At 41.1% G+C, this 18,405-nt stretch carries 16 protein-coding genes, 1 tRNA gene and 1 pseudogene; 14 read left to right on the top strand and 4 right to left on the bottom strand.

Annotated elements, in window-relative coordinates; genetic code table 11:
- The 13 genes from Q1W14_RS04580 to Q1W14_RS04640 form a co-directional block, all read left to right on the top strand.
- On the top strand, positions 1-904 hold a 904-nt coding region (locus Q1W14_RS04580; protein WP_300699611.1), incomplete at its 5' end, for a fimbrial protein.
- 22 nt (positions 905-926) lie between these two features.
- Positions 927-1,832, top strand: coding sequence for a FimB/Mfa2 family fimbrial subunit (locus Q1W14_RS04585; protein ID WP_300699612.1), 906 nt, complete (start codon positions 927-929; stop codon positions 1,830-1,832).
- 14 nt (positions 1,833-1,846) lie between these two features.
- The gene (locus tag Q1W14_RS04590) at positions 1,847-2,950 is read left to right on the top strand and encodes a hypothetical protein (RefSeq protein ID WP_300699613.1); all 1,104 of its coding nucleotides are present in this window, start codon (positions 1,847-1,849) and stop codon (positions 2,948-2,950) included.
- Positions 2,951-2,956: 6 nt separating this feature from the next.
- On the top strand, positions 2,957-4,447 hold the full coding sequence (locus tag Q1W14_RS04595) for a hypothetical protein (RefSeq protein WP_300699614.1): 1,491 nt from the start codon (positions 2,957-2,959) through the stop codon (positions 4,445-4,447).
- Positions 4,448-4,903: 456 nt separating this feature from the next.
- On the top strand, positions 4,904-5,341 hold the full coding sequence (locus Q1W14_RS04600) for an AAA family ATPase (protein ID WP_300699615.1): 438 nt from the start codon (positions 4,904-4,906) through the stop codon (positions 5,339-5,341).
- Between the two features lie 5 nt (positions 5,342-5,346).
- Positions 5,347-6,009: a DUF4143 domain-containing protein gene (locus tag Q1W14_RS04605; RefSeq protein ID WP_300699616.1), complete on the top strand. Its 663-nt coding sequence runs from the start codon at positions 5,347-5,349 to the stop codon at positions 6,007-6,009.
- Positions 6,010-6,092: 83 nt separating this feature from the next.
- Positions 6,093-7,244, top strand: a complete 1,152-nt coding sequence (locus tag Q1W14_RS04610; RefSeq protein ID WP_300699617.1) for an ISAs1 family transposase — start codon at positions 6,093-6,095, stop codon at positions 7,242-7,244.
- A gap of 691 nt (positions 7,245-7,935) precedes the next feature.
- Entirely contained in the window at positions 7,936-9,705 is a 1,770-nt protein-coding gene (gene sppA / locus Q1W14_RS04615; protein WP_300699618.1) for a signal peptide peptidase SppA, read from the top strand.
- Between the two features lie 5 nt (positions 9,706-9,710).
- Positions 9,711-10,835, top strand: a complete 1,125-nt coding sequence (gene lpxK, locus Q1W14_RS04620; RefSeq protein ID WP_300699619.1) for a tetraacyldisaccharide 4'-kinase — start codon at positions 9,711-9,713, stop codon at positions 10,833-10,835.
- Positions 10,774-11,583, top strand: a complete 810-nt coding sequence (locus tag Q1W14_RS04625; RefSeq protein WP_300699620.1) for a purine-nucleoside phosphorylase — start codon at positions 10,774-10,776, stop codon at positions 11,581-11,583. The genes lpxK and Q1W14_RS04625 overlap by 62 nt, the downstream gene beginning before the upstream one ends.
- A 65-nt stretch (positions 11,584-11,648) precedes the next feature.
- Complete coding sequence (gene thiL, locus Q1W14_RS04630; protein ID WP_300699621.1) at positions 11,649-12,746, top strand: thiamine-phosphate kinase; 1,098 nt, start codon at positions 11,649-11,651, stop codon at positions 12,744-12,746.
- A 162-nt stretch (positions 12,747-12,908) separates the two neighbouring features.
- Positions 12,909-12,981: transfer RNA gene (locus tag Q1W14_RS04635), tRNA-Phe, on the top strand.
- 155 nt (positions 12,982-13,136) lie between these two features.
- Entirely contained in the window at positions 13,137-14,501 is a 1,365-nt protein-coding gene (locus Q1W14_RS04640; protein ID WP_300699622.1) for a helix-turn-helix domain-containing protein, read from the top strand.
- 274 nt (positions 14,502-14,775) lie between these two features.
- On the opposite strand, the gene Q1W14_RS04645 is transcribed toward Q1W14_RS04640, so the two are convergent.
- Together Q1W14_RS04645 and Q1W14_RS04650 are read right to left on the bottom strand one after the other, a co-directional pair.
- Positions 14,776-15,402 carry a CatB-related O-acetyltransferase gene (locus tag Q1W14_RS04645; RefSeq protein ID WP_300699623.1) on the bottom strand — a complete coding sequence of 209 codons (627 nt, stop codon included), beginning with the start codon at positions 15,400-15,402 and terminating at the stop codon, positions 14,776-14,778.
- A gap of 13 nt (positions 15,403-15,415) precedes the next feature.
- Positions 15,416-15,733, bottom strand: a pseudogene (locus tag Q1W14_RS04650) (MATE family efflux transporter); the annotation flags it as partial.
- A gap of 328 nt (positions 15,734-16,061) precedes the next feature.
- Here Q1W14_RS04650 and Q1W14_RS04655 point away from each other — a divergent pair.
- Positions 16,062-16,988, top strand: a complete 927-nt coding sequence (locus Q1W14_RS04655; protein ID WP_300699624.1) for a Dyp-type peroxidase — start codon at positions 16,062-16,064, stop codon at positions 16,986-16,988.
- Between the two features lie 85 nt (positions 16,989-17,073).
- Here Q1W14_RS04655 and Q1W14_RS04660 read toward each other — a convergent pair whose 3' ends face one another.
- Both Q1W14_RS04660 and msrB read right to left on the bottom strand, forming a co-directional pair.
- Positions 17,074-17,547 carry a hypothetical protein gene (locus tag Q1W14_RS04660; protein WP_300699625.1) on the bottom strand — a complete coding sequence of 158 codons (474 nt, stop codon included), beginning with the start codon at positions 17,545-17,547 and terminating at the stop codon, positions 17,074-17,076.
- A 6-nt stretch (positions 17,548-17,553) separates the two neighbouring features.
- Positions 17,554-18,405, bottom strand: an 852-nt coding sequence (msrB, locus tag Q1W14_RS04665) for a peptide-methionine (R)-S-oxide reductase MsrB (RefSeq protein ID WP_300699626.1), incomplete at its 5' end; no start/stop codon positions are given.

Here is an 18,405-nt window from a genome sequence, read left to right on the forward strand (position 1 = left end):
AATAGGACGTGTAGCCGTAGCCATCTTCAACAAGGATAAAAGCGTGAATATCATTCAAGAGTTCACCTCCACTTCAGGTATAAGTGTGAACTGCAATCCGGGAACGGATTGTACGGGTATCGTGGTTGCCAATGCACCGGCCAATCATTTTGCGGGAGTGACAACCAAAGACGCCTTTACTGCCAAAACAATAGACCTGACACAAACCGCCACAGCTCTGCCGATGTCGGGAGATATTAAATTGAATACAAGCACCACTTTCACCCTGACAGCAGGAGCAACTTCCAATCTTACAGCCGAAGTAAGCCGACTGGTGGCACGTGTGGCGATAAACAGTATCAAAACAGCTTTTGAAAGTAGCGGACAATACGCAGCAGCTACTTTCACTGCAAAGAAAATTTTCCTGCACAACGCCAACACCAAGTCAAACGTAGATCCGGGTACACCAACAGTGTCAGCACCTCTGAGCGGAAAGGTGGACGCAACGAATCCGGGATTACAAACTGCTCTAAACCAAGCAATCACTACTACCGCCCATACTACTCCTTATTGGTTCTACACCTTTGCGCATAATGCGACCACCCCCACAAAGCTGGTGATTTATGGAAGTTTTGATCCGGATGGAACCGGTAGCGCAACTGCCAAGAACGTATACTATCCTGTAGTAGTAAACAAAATACAAGCGGGAACCATCATCAAAGATGGCGGAACCACGGTAGGAAGTGCAGCCAATGGCAAAGGGGACGGGACAATCAGCCGTAATTCTACTTATACGATTACAGCAACTATCAAAGGTATAGGAGTGGACGATCCCGACAAAGACATCAATCCGGCCGTACTGAACCTCACTGTATCCGTGGCAGGATGGGCGCTGAACATCACCCAAGACGTAGAATTCAACTAATGTCAATCTAAAGTCAGCCGCCATGTGTGTTCTGAAAATATCCACTGTAAGAAACTTATGTATTCTTTGTACAGTCTGCATGCTCCTGCTCCTCGTGCCCGCATCATGCGTACGCGAGGACATGGAGGAGTGCATGCAGTATGCGCTCAATGTGCGTGCGGTGGATAATGAAGGGAATGACCTCACCGATTCCGGAGTCTTACAGAAAGCAGATGTGTACCTCTTTAACGAGAATGGATTTGTAAAAATGGTACCTTCAGGGATATCATCGGATTTCCTTTTCGGACATGACAAGAGACAGAAATTCACGCTCGTGGCATGGGGGAATATCAAGAAGGATACAATGATTGTGACGGATATCAAGGTCGGTACTTCTATCGAAGAGGCACGACTGCAACTCAGAAAACATGCCGAAGGAAGCTATATACCCATAACGGACATATTCTATTGCCGAAGGGAAATGAGTAATACCACTACAAGAGGGATGCAGGAAGAGAACATTACCCTGGTGATGGAACGACTTGCAGCAGGCATCAGTATACGTACAAGATATCTGGCGGAACGTTACCCATACACGGGCGAACCTTACACCTTTATAGTAAGGGGAACAGGCACGGAAGTGGACTTCATGGGAAAGATAGTAAGAGAGAACGCAGGGTACAGGCCGGAATCAACAACCGACAACCAAGGGGATGTTTACGCTCCTCCATTCCGTATATTCCCCACCGAAGAGGGAGGACACATCGAGATTGACATATACAGGAACCAGGAAAGGATATATACGATTGTGGAGGACAATGACTTCAAACCGCTATATGTGACGGCAGGAGTGCAGACGAACATAGACATTGACTTCCGCTATGCCCAGGTGAAGACTTTTGTAACCATAGTACCCTGGGGAACGATAAACCAAGATACGGAAATGTAAGTAACGAGAAGAAAATGACAAGGTTGTTTGAATATAAGATACACAAATTTGTGGCGAGCATCTTCCTGCTGACAATGGCGGTAATGATAGCGTCTTGTGATAGCGGACAACCGGATGTGACAATCCCGGACGGGGAAGTTATGCTTACACTGCACTTGTCCCTGCCGGGGGAGGAAGAAAAAAAAGAAACACGAGCCATATCTGCCAATGAAGAGAATGCTGTAGATATTGCACAACTGAAAGTGCTGGTGTTCAAAATAGAGAATACTACGGAAGTATTCAGTTACGAAGCTCCGCAAGTGAAGCTACAATCAGGAAAATACATCGTTACCCTAAAACAAAGCTTATCGGGAGAAGCATATAGATTAGTAGTGATAGCCAACGCAGGTGGCAAGCTTCCGTTTATTCCCGAAAGGACTTTGAAAAGTGATGCCTTAAAGATGATTACATTCAATGCTACCGGAAAATGGAATACAAATAGCAGTATAGATTATACTCCTATACCCATGTGGGGGGAAACTGCCACCGCGCAGGTGATCACTCCCTCCACCGCCCTGGGAAGCATTACACTACTGCGGGCATTGGCAAGGATAGATATAGGTTGCACACTCAGTGGGGAAACAGCAAGCGGACTCGCAAACTTCAGCCTAAAGAGTGTAAGCATATACCGAACGAAAAACAAAGGTTATGCAGCTCCGGTAAACGGAGGGACTATCACTAACAATGTAGTGACATCCGTATCCATACCTCCCGATGCAGGTACAAACGGAGCATTGACTTATTCTTGTACAGACAATAAGTCGTTAATCCGTACCATTTATGTGGCAGAAGCTGCACAAGGTACTAACAGGGACAATAACATATGCCTGGTAGTTGGAGGAACCTATGCAGGAAGTACGAATTACTACCGAGTGGACCTTGTCAGTTCCGGCAGTTATATATCACTGAAAAGAAACTGCAAATATATGGTGAATATCAAGAATGTGAGTAATGCCGGATATACAACAGAAGCGGCAGCGTTGACTGGAGACAAGACTCTTACTCTGGCTACAAGCATATCGGCAAATGCGTGGGCTGGTGAAACAACAAATGGTTCTGGAACTATAACTTTACCCTAAACGAAGATGAATCAGAAAATAAACAGTATAATATATATAGCATCCATCCTATTTATGGCAGGATGCAGTGCGGATGGAAATGAAAATACTCCCATCCCTGAGAACGGTGTCCGCATTGAGGTGGAAGCACCTCAAATGAACGGATGGAGTACGGAAGAGAACAGCTACACACGAAGCGGTGAAGCAATCAGCGTACAACAGAAAGGCGAAGACGGGTTGGATATGAAAGTTGACTTACTATCGGACACAGCCGGAACTTTTACCGATAAAGCAACTACACGTTGGACGAATATGGATGATAATACAGTTTTCCGAGTAGTGGCATACGCATGTACAAGTGCTGCAACCATCACAACATCGAACTACAAAGGATATGGAGATTATAAGCTACTGGCCAACGGAACCGTACAAACTGTAAAAAGCCTGACACTCCCGCTAGGGACTTATACATTTGTATGCTACTCATACGGTAACTCTACCGCACTATCGGCTTTCAGCAATACGACAACAAGCATAACGACGACAAATGGGAATAACTTCATGACGTGTGTAAAACCTAATATTGTTATCAATAATATAGGTAGCACATATACATTGAGTAACATTGTTTTCACGCACCACTGCGTACGTTACAGGGTCAGTGCAGCGGCACAAAGCGGAAGGATGGCTAATATCACGGCATGTGCAGCAACTTTAACACTACCTAAAAATAGTGCCACTTATAATTTTACAAATAACGGATTCACTATAAATACGGCAACCAATGCCTTGAATACCACCTGGAACAATCCCAACGCAATGACCGTATATAGTAATTATGTATATATTCTACCTCAAAGCGCATCAAATATAACAGTCAATCTCAATATTACCATTGGAGGGAAAGCATTCAACAACAAAAGTACAACGCTGTCAGGAATTACACTTAATGCAAATGGCACTTATCGAAGTAATGTATCTTTTACTACAGAAGGTTATATCGTAGGAGGGGCTTTATGGGCAAATGGGAATTTGTACAAAAGTGGTAATTCATACTTTATATATAATAGTACAGAAGTATATGTTGGCAGTAATGAAAGTGGAGCTTTCTTTACAGGTAATAATCCTGAGCCATATCCTAGTACAATTGACGCAACTCCTTGGACTGATGCGAATGATCCTTGTAGAAAACTCACGAATGCTGTCGGAAAATGGAGATTACCTAAAAAAACCGAATTTGACCAATTGGTTGCCTCAGGTTATACTTCTGATTTTATATTAAACGGGGTTAATGGTTGTAATTTTGGTAATACTTTGTTCCTTCCTTATAGCGGATATATTCCACAAAGTGATTTTCAATATGTTGAAGCAGGACAACGCGGTTTATTATGGAGTACACCAGGCTCTGTCATGAGCTACGCTGGTTCTACTAATATCGGTGGGGCCGGAATAGCATTTACTCATTGGAGTGCTTTTCTCCAGAATCATTATGGAATCCGTTGTGTCCGAAACATTTAAGTCTATTACTAGAGTTAGTTCTCTGTTCAGTCGGATATTTCATCTAACTGAACAAACATTAGGATTTTCAATCTGCCACTCATGAAGCAATAAATTACAGATAACTTCTGATAAAGAAACCCCGCAAACACAAGGAATTCTCATTTTGACCTCCTTTGTGTTTTCCGTGGGTAATCAACATCGTATGTAGATGTGAATTTCCTTACGATGTATTTTTGTTTGTTTGCGAGCCTCCTCCCCAAGCGTGGGAAGGAGGTTCTTTTTTTATAAAGAGAAAGAAACCTGCGCTGTGAAGTGCGGGGAGTATATTTTTTATCTTAACTTATATATAATAGCCATGCATTCTTCACGTTTTCGCACCTATTCGGTTTGGATTTTCGAGAGTTATCTATTACTTTCGATTTGGATTTTCTGATACTACTGTATATTTGTACTGTTTATTAAGAAATTACATGTATGGCACAATATTTTAGAAGACATATTGACAGGTATCTGGAAGAATGGAAAAGTAGTCTTAACAGAAAACCCCTGTTAGTGAGAGGAGCTAGGCAGGTAGGGAAATCCTCTGCAATCCGACATTTAGGAGAGAGTTTTAAATACTTTATAGAAGTCAATCTTGAGCACCAAAAGGATATAAAAACACTTTTTGGAGATAACCTTGATATAAAAAAGCTATGCAGCCAGCTTAGTGCCATCTATAATACCCCTATTATTCCAAGTGAGACACTGTTGTTTTTTGACGAAATACAAGAGTCGCAACGTGCCATATCTTCTTTGAGATACTTCTACGAAGATTATCCCGAGCTTCATGTAGTTGCTGCCGGTTCACTGCTCGAATTTACCTTAAACGAACTACCTTCATTTGGCGTGGGCAGAATTCGTTCTATTTGGTAGGCGGAATGCCTGAAGCAGTAAGAATATGGGTACAAACCGCTGATTACAGTGAATGCTCCATTGTACACAATGATATATTGGATAGTTATCAGGATGACTTCAAAAAATACAAAACCCGTATTTCACCATTATTACTCTCACAAACTCTAAAAGCAGTAGCACTACAGGCCGGAGCAAAATTTGTTTATTCACAAGCAAGCAATGAAGTGGACGGGCGTGCAGTAAAAGAAGCGCTATCACTATTGACACTGGCAGGATTAGTAACACCCGTTACACATACTGCCGCAAACGGCATTCCGTTAGGAGCTGAAATCAATCAAAAATTTCGCAAGTATCTGTTTCTTGACATCGGCCTAATGCAATCATTACTTGGCATACAAGCAAAAGATATTCTTATTGCCAACGAAACCGATTTCATAAACAAAGGAGGATTATCAGAAGTATTTGCCGGACTGGAGCTCACTAAATATGCCAATTATCTAAAGAAAACAGAATTATACTATTGGCAACGTACTGAACGTAATGCCCAAGCTAAAGTAGACTATGTAATCAGTTGGGAAAATAAAATCTATCCGATTGAGGTAAAAGCGAATACAGGGCTGACGCATTATAGTTTTTACTATTTTGATATGATATATTCGTATGTAACAAATATTATATTCATCTAGTATTCAATGCGTTTATTTCTTTGTAATGTCGAATTAATTCCCTATCTTTATAAAGAAAAAGAAAACATAATTTGACTATAAAAATGGCTGTATTTAGTATTTGTAAACAAATCAATGATCCCCGTATTGACAGGAAACGTGTACATTCAGCGGATGCCATCGTTTATATCGCAATGGCTGCAGTCATATGCGGTGCCGAGTCCTGGTATGAAATAGAAGATTTTGGTAAGGCCAAGATAGACTTTTTCCGCCAGCGTTTATCCGGATTGGAATCTATTCCCAGCCATGATACTTTTAACCGTTTTTTCAGCCTTCTCAAGCCTGATTATTTCGAACGCGTCTTCCGTCACTGGATGTTTGAAATTTGTGCGAAATATGAAGGTATTGTGGCTATTGACGGCAAAACGATTCGTGGTGCCAGCAAGTGTTGCTCGGCTCATACCGCTGGTACTCCGGGCTTTAAGCTTCATATGGTCAGCGCATGGGCTGTAGCAAATGGGATGAGCCTTGGACAGTTGAAAGTAGATGAAAAGCACAACGAAATAGTGGCCATTCCATTACTGCTGGAAGCTTTGGATTTAGAGAAGTGCATTGTTACCATTGATGCGATGGGATGCCAAAAAGATATTGCAGAAAAGATTATAGAATGTAAAGCAGACTATGTTTTAGCCTTAAAAGCGAACCAAGAAAACCTTTATGAAACCGTCAAAAGTTGGTTTGATGATTTGGATGACAAAAAGATAGATGTAACCAAAGGACATTATGCCACTAGATATGGCAAATACATTACGGAAGAAAATGCCCATGGCAGGCATGAAATCAGAGAATGTTTTGTCTACAGTTGCCCGGCGTTGGAAGGAATGCTCAAAGTATGGAAGGGAGTCAATTCTGTGGTTAGAATCACTTCCCAAAGAACGATTAAAACTACAGGAGAAACTTCTTTGAGCCAAAGGTTCTACATTTCATCATTGGGACTTGAGCCCAAGAGAATATCAGATACAATACGCTCGCATTGGGCTATCGAAAACAACTTGCACTGGCAGTTGGATGTATCTTTCAACGAAGATGCAGCAAGAAAGACAGGAAATGCAGCTCAGAATGTTTCTTTGATGAATAAGATTGCATTGATGATAATAAAGAAAAATGAAAGGAAAGGAAGCATTAAAGGAAAAAGAAAAGCAGCAGGATGGGATCAAGAACTACTTTGTGAACTTTTATCAATGAAATGTTTTTAATGCGTCAGCCCTGAAAGCGAATAATAGTGGCTCTATGCAAAGCATGTATAAATTCATAGAACTCAAAGGTTGTGAGTACGGAATAAGAACCAGCCTTGAACCTTTTGCTTCGTATGGCAAAGTAAAAGTGATACCACTATATGCGCTTTCAAACAAAATGATAAAAGAGATTTGAAACAGGAACATACAAAACACACATGCCACTTGCCTATGTTTTGAAACAAAATCAAACACAACTTGCCTACGTTTTCAAACAAAATCAGACATAGCTTGCCTACGTTTTCAAACAAATACGTATATTTGTATCTGAAAATCAACAATATGCAATTTATATGTTTCAAAGGACTATTTTATCGCAATTAAATCTATGGATGGACGACTCGCATCGCAAGCCATTGATACTGCGCGGAGCAAGATAAGTAGGGAAAACAACCATAGTACATGAGTTTGGTAAACGGTTTGATAATTACCTTTCAGTAGACACCATCACCACAGCAGGAGGAAAAGAGTGCAAACTACTCAACCTACCTTTCTACCTGGTAGGCGAGTTGAACGAAATAATCAGAAGAAAAGAATTATCAGTCTGAAGTGTGACAAAACCAAAAACCTTGCGACATATAAGGTAAATATCAACCTAATTATTTATCTTTGTTAGCTTAATTAAGTTAGCATACTAAAAACAATAAATACAATGAAAGATTTTCTGAAATTTACCCTTGCTACCATAACCGGTATCATTGTGTCGGGAGTTGTTTTGTTTTTCGTCAGCATCCTTGTATTCTTCAGTATGGTATCGTCTTCGGAGTCGGAAACACAAGTTCATAAGAACTCCATTATGATGCTAGACCTGAATGGTGTGTTGGTAGAACGCAGTCAGGATAATCCGTTCGATTTCCTACTGGGCGATGAATACAGTACGTATGGTATGGATGATATTCTTTCTTCTATCAAAAAGGCGAAAGAAAATGATGATATCAAAGGTATCTATATACAAGCTACTTCGTTGGGAAGCGGTTTTGCCTCATTGGAAGAAATTCGCAATGCTTTGAAGGATTTCAAGGAATCGGGTAAGTTCATCGTGGCATACGCCGATACTTATACACAAGGTCTCTATTACCTGTCAAGTGTAGCGGACAAAGTTATGCTAAATCCACAAGGTATGATTGAATGGAGAGGTCTGGCTTCTACCCCCATGTTCTTTAAAGATTTGCTAGCTAAGATCGGTGTAGAAATGCAAGTATTCAAAGTAGGAACCTACAAATCGGCAGTTGAGCCGTTTATCTCTACTGAAATGAGTCCCGCCAATCGCGAGCAGGTCAATGTGTACCTCTCCTCCATTTGGGGACAAATAACCAGCGACGTTGCCGAATCACGTAAAGTATCGGTTGATTCTCTGAACTCTATTGCCGACCGCATGATGATGTTCCACCCTGCTACCGAAAGTGTGAACTGCGGACTTGCCGATACCTTAATCTATAGAAATGATGTACGCAACTACCTGAAAACGATGATAGGCGTTGACAAGGACGACCGCATAAACATACTTGGCTTGAAGGATATGGTAAACGTAAAGAAGAACGTTCCTAAAGACAAGAGCGGAAATGTAATTGCCGTATATTATGCTTACGGTGAAATAGATGGTACCAGTTCGTCTTCGACCAGCGAAGAGGGTATTGACTCCAAAAAAGTAATCAAAGACTTGCGTAAATTGCAAGAAGATGAAGATGTAAAAGCTGTTGTACTACGTGTTAACTCACCGGGCGGAAGTGCTTTCGGCTCTGAACAAATATGGTATGCCGTAACCGAATTGAAGAAAGAGAAACCGGTTATCGTTTCTATGGGTGATTATGCTGCTTCGGGCGGTTACTACATCTCTTGTAATGCAGACACTATTGTAGCAGAACCTACCACACTAACCGGTTCCATCGGTATCTTCGGTATGTTCCCCAACGCAAAAGGTCTGACTGAGAAAATCGGTGTAAACTTTGATGTAGTGAAAACCAACCAATACTCTGACTTTGGTATGCTGACCCGCCCCATGAGTGATGGAGAAAAGAATTTGGTTCAGATGTACGTAAATCAAGGATACGATCTATTCCTGACACGTTGCTCCGATGGACGCGGTATCAGCAAAGAAGAATTGGACAAGATTGCCCAAGGCCGCGTTTGGACCGGAAGTACAGCTAAAGAATTAGGATTGGTAGACGAACTCGGTGGGTTGGATAAAGCTATAGAAATAGCCATCGCCAAAGCCGGCATAGACGCTTACACCGTGATGAACTATCCGGCGAAAGAAAGCTTCTTCGAAAGCCTTATGAATACCAACCCAGGTAACTATATCAAGGTTCGCATGATGAAGGGTACGATTGGTGAAGTTTATCAGCAGTTCAGTGCTTTGGAAAACTTTGAAAAGAGTGACCGCATACAGGCTCGCGTTCCTTTTGAACTGAATATTCAATAAACGGAATGTCGGCGGGAAAGATATACCATTGGCTATACCCTCTCTCGTGGTTTTACGGGATTGGGGTATGCTTGCGAAATAAACTCTTTGACTGGGGCTGGCTCCGGTCAAAGAGTTTTGACGTTCCTGTAATATGTGTAGGCAACCTTGCCGTAGGCGGAACTGGTAAGACACCCCATACCGAATATCTGATAAAATTATTGCAAAAAGCAGACCTGCAAGTGGCTACCTTAAGTCGTGGCTACAAGCGGAAAAGCAAAGGTTATGTACTGGCGGAAGTCCAAAGCGATGTACGGCAGATAGGTGACGAGCCTTATCAAATAAAGAGTAAGTTTCCCAACATCCGGGTAGCAGTCGATGAAGACCGTTGTCACGGTATTGAGCAACTGCTGACTCTGAAGAATCCTATTGTAGATGCCGTATTACTGGATGATGCTTTCCAACACCGATATGTAAAAGCCGGAATGAATATTCTACTGACCGACTTTCACCGATTGTTATGCGATGATGCCTTGCTCCCCGCAGGAAGACTACGTGAACCTGCCAGTGGTAAGAACCGGGCAAACATCGTTATCGTTACCAAATGTCCGAACGACATCAAGCCAATAGATTTTAATATCATCGCCAAACGATTGCATCTCTACCCTTATCAACAGTTATACTTCTCCAGATTCCGTTATGGCATGCTGAAACCATTATTTCCCGGAAAGACTAATAACCGAAAAGCCCTCTCTGCCTTAACAGGAAACGAGCAAGTACTACTGGTTACCGGAATAGCTTCACCCACACCACTAGTGAAGGAAGTAGAAGCTTATACATCGGACGTCAAATTACTGGCTTTTGACGATCATCACAATTTCACTCCCAAAGACTTGCAACTGGTAAAAGAGCAGTTCCTGCAACTGGAAGAGTACAAGAGGTTAATAATTACCACCGAAAAGGATGCCACCCGACTGAAAAATCATCCGGCACTGGATGAAGCCTTGAAACCCTACATCTACGTGCTACCTATAGAAATAGAATTCTTACAAAATCAAAAACAAATATTTGACCAAAACATTATTGACTATGTTAGAGCGTATTCAAGAAACAGCAGCCTTCCTGAAAGGGAGAATGCACACAAGTCCTGAGACAGCAATTATCCTCGGTACCGGATTGGGCAGCCTTGCCGGTGAAATCACCGAGAAGTATGAAATAAAGTATGAAGACATTCCCAACTTCCCCGTATCTACCGTAGAAGGGCACAGCGGAAAGCTGATTTTCGGTAAACTGGGCAATAAAGACATTATGGCAATGCAGGGACGTTTCCATTTCTACGAAGGCTATTCCATGAAGGAAGTCACCTTCCCGGTACGTGTAATGCGTGAATTGGGTATTAAAACCCTGTTTGTGTCCAACGCCAGCGGTGGAACTAATCCCGACTTCGAGATCGGTGATTTAATGATTATCACAGATCACATCAATTACTTCCCTGAACATCCGCTACGCGGAAAGAACATTCCATACGGTCCCCGTTTCCCGGATATGAGCGAGGCTTACGATAAGGAATTAATTCGCAAAGCCAATGCCATCGCTGAAGAAAAAGGTATCAAAGTACAACATGGTGTGTATATAGGTACTCAAGGCCCTACGTTCGAGACTCCTGCCGAATATAAATTATTCCATATTCTCGGGGCGGATGCAGTAGGTATGTCTACCGTACCCGAAGTGATTGTAGCGAACCATTGTGGCATCAAAGTGTTTGGTATCTCAGTTATCACTGACCTCGGTGTGGAAGGCAAGATCGTAGAAGTGACGCATGAAGAAGTGCAGAAAGCTGCGGATGCTGCACAACCGAAGATGACGGAGATAATGAGAGAGCTGATTAATAGAGCGTAAAAAAGAGTGATTAGTGATTTGTTATTAATCACGAACCACTAATCACTAATTAAATCTTTTTCTTAATGAGAACAGAAATTGCAACTCTCGGTGAGTTCGGATTGATCCGCCACCTCACCGAAGGTATTGAATTAAAAAATGAATCCAGTAAATACGGTGTCGGCGATGATGCTGCCGTTCTCTCCTACCCTACAGATAAAGAGGTGCTCGTTACCACTGATTTGTTGATGGAAGGAGTACATTTCGACTTGGTTTATGTACCTCTTAAACATTTGGGATATAAATCGGCAGTTGTCAACTTCTCCGACATTTATGCCATGAATGGTACCCCCAAACAGATCACTGTTTCTTTGGGACTCTCCAAGCGATTCAGTGTAGAAGAAATGGAAGAATTGTATGCAGGTATTCGTCTGGCTTGTGAAGAATATAATGTGGATATCGTTGGTGGCGATACTTCATCTTCCTATACAGGTCTTACCATCAGCATTACTTGCATTGGCGAAGCCGAGAAGGGCAAAGTAGTTTATCGTAACGGTGCGAAAGAAACCGATCTTATCTGTGTTTCCGGTGACTTGGGTGCCGCATATATGGGACTGCAACTCCTGGAACGCGAAAAGACTGCCCTCACAGGAGAAAATAAAGACTTGCAACCTGATTTTGCAGGAAAGGAATATCTTCTGGAACGACAATTGAAACCGGAAGCCCGCAAGGACATCATCAAGAAGTTAGCCGAAGCCGGTATTCAGCCCACTGCTATGATGGATATCTCCGATGGTCTTTCCTCGGAATTAATGCATATCTGCACCCAAAGTAAAGTTGGCTGCCGTGTCTACGAAGAGCATATCCCCATTGACTATCAGACTGCTGTCATGGCAGAGGAGTTTAACATGAACTTAACCACTTGTGCCCTCAATGGTGGTGAAGACTACGAATTACTCTTCACCGTCCCCATTGCCGAGCATGATAAGATTTCTGAAATAGAAGGTGTGAAGCTTATCGGACACATCACCCGACCGGAATTAGGCTGTGCCTTGATAACCCGCGATGGTCAGGAGTTTGAGTTAAAAGCCCAAGGTTGGAACCCGCTACAGGAAGAAACATCTACCTCCGATGAAGCAGAAAATGCCGACAATTTGAGTGATAAATCCGAAGAAGCCGAATAACAAAGTTAAAGTAACCTAGTTACTACAAACTTTTTCAGTATTTTTTTCGATAAAATAAGCGCTGATACTTAGCTACATAGCCATTTATCAGCGTTTTTTATTATCAAAGCCCTTGTGTAGTCCAAAACTTTCACTACCTTTGCAACCGCAAACAAGAAACAAGGTGCCATAGCTCAGTTGGTAGAGCAAAGGACTGAAAATCCTTGTGTCCCCGGTTCGATTCCTGGTGGCACCACAACAAGTAGAATTACTTCATAGAGATCCCTGAAAATTAAAAATTTCAGGGATTTTCTTTTTCCAAAAGCTCCCACATTTTTAGCAAAATTTTCAAAAGGATAAATTCTACATCTTGACGGATTAATCATATCTTTGTAATCCAATTGATTATTTATGCTTGATACAGAAGATATACACTCACTCATTGATAGCGGAGAAGGCTATAATGTAGAATTTAAAGTTCGTGTTCCTTCAAAGGTTCGTGAACTGACAGAAGAAATTTGCGCTTTCGCCAATGCCGACGGAGGATATTTACTTATTGGAGTAGATGATAATGGAAAGGTTATTGACACTACCTTAGAGAATGATAAACGGTCTGCGATTCAAGGTTCAATCAGTGAAATATCTCCGGCTCTTCACTGTGAAATGTATGCTGCGAACATTGAAGATAAAACAGTTTGGGTGATTGATGTTCCGTCAGGCAAAGACAAACCTTATATATTTTCAGGTTCTATTTTTGTTCGTGAAGGCGCCAACACTCAAAAACTTCGTACTGTTGAAGAAATGCGCAGTTTCTTTCAGGAATGCAACAAAATTTTCTTTGATCACATCCCTTGTTCATGGTTCAACATATACACGGATGCAGACGAACGAGCTATAAAAGACTTCCGTACAGAAGCACAGTTAAGCCCATCCACTGCTGACAAACAAATATTTGAAAATCTAGAACTCTTAACAGATAAAGGAGTAGCCAAAAATGGTGCTGCCATGTTCTTTGGTAAAGAACCGGAGCGGAAATTTCCACATGCCATTACAAGATGTGTTCTTTTCAAGGGAACAACTAAAGTATATATCATAGATGATAAATCCTTTGGCGGTCCACTGTATCAGCAATATTTGCAAGCAATGGCATGGCTTAAAAGTAAACTTCAGGTCGCCTACAAAATTGAGGGAACCGGACCGAGAGAAGAAATTTGGGAAATACCTCTGACTGTATTCAAAGAAGCCATCATAAATGCTTTATCCCACCGTGACTACTACGAACAAGGAGCCACCATCACGATAGAGATGTTCGATGACAGAGTAGAGGTTTCCAATCCCGGAGGATTATTACCAATAGTTGCAAGAGACTTCGGGCACAAAAGCATGACACGTAACCCGTTAATATTCGGACTATTTACCCGTATGCACTTAGTTGAAAGAGTTGCATCTGGTATTCCTCGTATGCAGGAAGCAATGAAGAAAGCTAAACTTCCTGAACCGGAATTTCATACGGATGGAATGTTTACTGTAGTGTTCAAAAGGGGTATCAGTATCAAGAATGATACCGTAAATGATACTGTAAATGATACTATAAACTCTAAAGAGCAAGAAGTACTAAACATCATCAAACAATATCCAGGGCTAAATTCGTCTAAGATTGCCGAGTTAGTAGGCAAGAGTGTACCTACTGCTAAACGCTACTTAAATTCTTTGGTGAGGCTAGAGTTGATAGAGTTTAGAGGAGCACATAAAACAGGAGGGTATTATTTGAAATAACCTAACTACTATCTTTGTCCTCAGAAATCATACCTAATTCACAAAACCATGTGAAACGGTACAAAGCTGTGAAAACCCTATTCAAGAGAAATACATCGTAACGAAAATATAACTTATTGAAAGATAATGCTACATCAACCCACCTTCGGGTACTAGTGGCACTACTTTCTAAAGACTTCAAATTTGGTAAATTCCTGAAAGATAATGCTTTCAGGAATTTATTTTTTCCATCCTAAGCCATATACTCTGGCAGAATTGATAAAACATTCACCAATCAAGGACAAAGCAGATAATCCAGATTACCTTTTGTAAGATAAGGTAAGTATTGCTTGATCCTGTCAATAGGCCAATTCCACCACTTTAGCATTAGTAATTGTTCTATGATGTCAGCAGTAAAGCGCTTTCGGATTTCTTTGGCAGGAGTACCACCTACGATTGTATAAGGAGGAACGTCTTTGGTAACAACAGCACGTGCGGCAATAATTGCTCCATCTCCGATATGAACTCCTGCCATAATTATAGCTTCATAACCAATCCATACATCATTGCCAATTACAATATCTCCTTTATTATCCCAAGCAGAAGTGATATTGGCTTTATCAAGTTCCCAATCTTCATAGAACAAAGGAAATGTATAAGTAGACAAAGACTTCAATGTATGATTGGCACAGTTAAACAGGAACTTTGTACCACATGCAATGGAACAGAACTTACCTATCAACAATCTCTCTTGATGGATGGGATAATGATAAAGTATATTATTCTTTTCAAATTGCAGAGGATCGGTAACAAAGTCATTATAAATGGTATAGTCACCAATCTCGATCTGCGGGTCTTTTATAATAGCATTAAGATACACCGTTTGATAATCTCCTGTACGTGGATATATTTTTGTCATCATGATTCTTATGTTTTTAATAATGTTTTCTTTTTAAATAAATGATAGATTGTGCAGCCAACAGAATTACAAAAAGATATTCTGCTATTAAATAGACTGCTAATATTGCTTGTGTATAGTGATTCAGGTAATAGAGGTAAATCAGATACACCACGGTTGTGGCAACCTGAAATAGAAATGTAGTTCGTGTTTTTCCTGTTCCACCTACGGCATTGAGATACACATAGCCAGGTAAAGCAAAGGGATAATTCAGCAACATCACAACAAAAGGTACAAAGGCCAACTGTATCAACTGCTCATTATCCGTGTAGAATCCTACAATCCATCACGACCATGCACACTGCATTATTACGCACAGTATGCAACATCGCAAATTCATAAAAAAGGATATAATATCTCTGTGACAAATAAATCGTTATTTGCCAATAGCTGAATAGCTTTATCAGGGTAGGGCTATTCGTTGAGCGTAGCTATATACAGAGTTTCATAAGAGGTAAATACTATTGTTAATTGATACAATGCAAAAGTATAAAAAGAATCGCAATCCATTAGTAGTATAGGTATCTTATTTGCTGTTAAAAATCGTACTTTTAAAAACAACTCTAAACCTTTATTCCTTATATTTACAGTATTAATAATATAAATAATAATTCTGATTTAACATGAAAAATTTTCCGCAAGCCGTTACAGAACATCCCGGTGAAAATGCAATATTCATCGTCTACGGGCTTTTAGATACTCCGGACACTCAGGAGAAAGTGAAAGATGTATGTGCCAACTTTTCAGCACTGATTCGCAGTATGCAAAACCGTTTCCCCGATGCAAAGTTTAGTGCTACTTTAGGATTTGGAGCTGATGCTTGGAGCAAGCTATTCCCCGATCAGAAGAAACCTAATGAACTTGAAACATTCGTAGAGATCCGCGGTGATAAATATGTTGCTGTATCAACTCCAGGTGATCTGCTGTTTCATATCCGTTCCAAACAGATGGGACTCTGCTTTGAATTTGCTTCAATAATAGATGAAAAACTGAATGGAGCTGCTGTTTCTATTGATGAGACCCACGGTTTCAGATACATGGATGGCAAAGCTATCATCGGCTTTGTGGATGGTACCGAGAACCCGGCTGTAGATGAAGATCCTTATCAATTTGCCGTTATTGGCGAAGAAGATCCCGACTTTATAGGCGGCAGCTATGTTTTTGTCCAGAAGTATATCCACGACATGATCGCATGGAACTCACTACCCACTGAAGAACAGGAAAAAGTAATCGGTCGCCGTAAATTCAATGATGTGGAGCTTTCGGACGAAGAGAAACCGGTAAATGCCCACAATGCCGTTACCAATGTAGGTGATGATTTGAAAATAGTTCGTGCTAATATGCCTTTTGCCAATACTTCCAAGGGTGAATACGGCACCTATTTTATTGGATATGCCGGAAAGTTCTCAACCACTCGGTTGATGCTCGAAAGAATGTTTATCGGAGAACCCGTTGGAAATACCGACCGTCTGCTTGACTTTAGTACTGCTAAAACTGGTACATTGTTTTTTGCCCCCTCCTTTGATTTATTGGGAGAAATCGGGGGATAAACAGAACAATACCTTATTTATATTGAAATCTATAGGAAGAATGAAATTACATAGTTAAGACACATCGATCTTAACTATGTAATTTTTACTCGCAACGACAATAGACATTTGCCCCACATGTACAGCGAGGCATTAATTGTTCGCTCAGTTCGTCACGATAGAATTCGTAGAGATCGTGATACATGGAATCATACAAGATGGTAACTTGTTGCTCCTGTTCACCTTCGCTCTGTCCTCTTTTCTTAAATGGATCATCAAAGTAAAAACGGGCATAATGCTTTGCTTTAAGATTCATATATTTCAATTCGTCCTCGGCTTCCTGGCAAAGTGTGATTACATAATCCCATGATTGACGGCTATATGCTCCTACTGAAGTTGGTTTCTTTCGTGAGATATCATAACCATTCTGTTCCATAACATTACAAACGACATCAGGGATATAATTCCCTTCCATGACTCCTGCGGTAGATATTTTCATTCCTCTGCCAAAAGAGTTGAATAGCTCTTGTGCTATACGGCTACGGCAGGAATCATCATTGCTAACCAATAGTATATCCATATTCACTTATTTCACTAAGTTCAGGTATTGACCATAACCTTCGGCTTGCATTTTATCTTTAGGAATGAAACGCAAAGATGCACTATTAATACAATATCTCAAACCACCCTTATCTGCCGGACCATCATTAAAGACGTGTCCCAAATGGGCATTACCTGTATTGCTGCGAACTTCCGTACGCACCATGCCGTGAGTAGTGTCTACCTTCTCCTGTATGAGTTTATTGTTTATAGGCTTTGAGAAACTAGGCCAGCCACAACCGGAATCAAACTTGTCAGTAGAGACAAACAAAGGCTCACCCGTAGTAATATCTACATAAATACCCGGACGATGTTCATCCCAATATTCATTCTTGAAAGCAGGTTCAGTAGCATTCTTTTGAGTTACGGCATATTGTTCAGCAGTGAGTTGTGAACGCAAAGTGGCATCATCCGGTTTTGCATAAGCAACTGCCTTCTTCTTCATCTTGGCATTACGAGCCAGATCGAACAACTCAGGATTAATATGACAATATCCCCCGGGATTCTTATCCAAATAATCCTGATGATAATCTTCGGCAGGATAGAAGTTCTTTAATGGTTCAATTTCTACAACCAAAGGTTTAGAGTAGTTGGCAGCCAAACTCTGTACGGTTTCCTTTATAACCGGAAGATCGGCAGAATCCGTATAGTAGATACCGGTACGATATTGAGTACCTCTATCACCTCCCTGACGGTTCATGCTGGTGGGGTCGATCGTTTTAAAATAAAGATCGATGAGGAAAGGTAAATCTACTTTCTCAGGATCGTATTGTACTTTTACGGTTTCGGCAAAATCTGTGGTGCCAGTACATACTTGTTTATAAGTGGGGTTGGCGAT

The organism is Bacteroides sp., from assembly GCF_030151085.1.
Classification (GTDB): Bacteria; Bacteroidota; Bacteroidia; order Bacteroidales; family Bacteroidaceae; genus Bacteroides.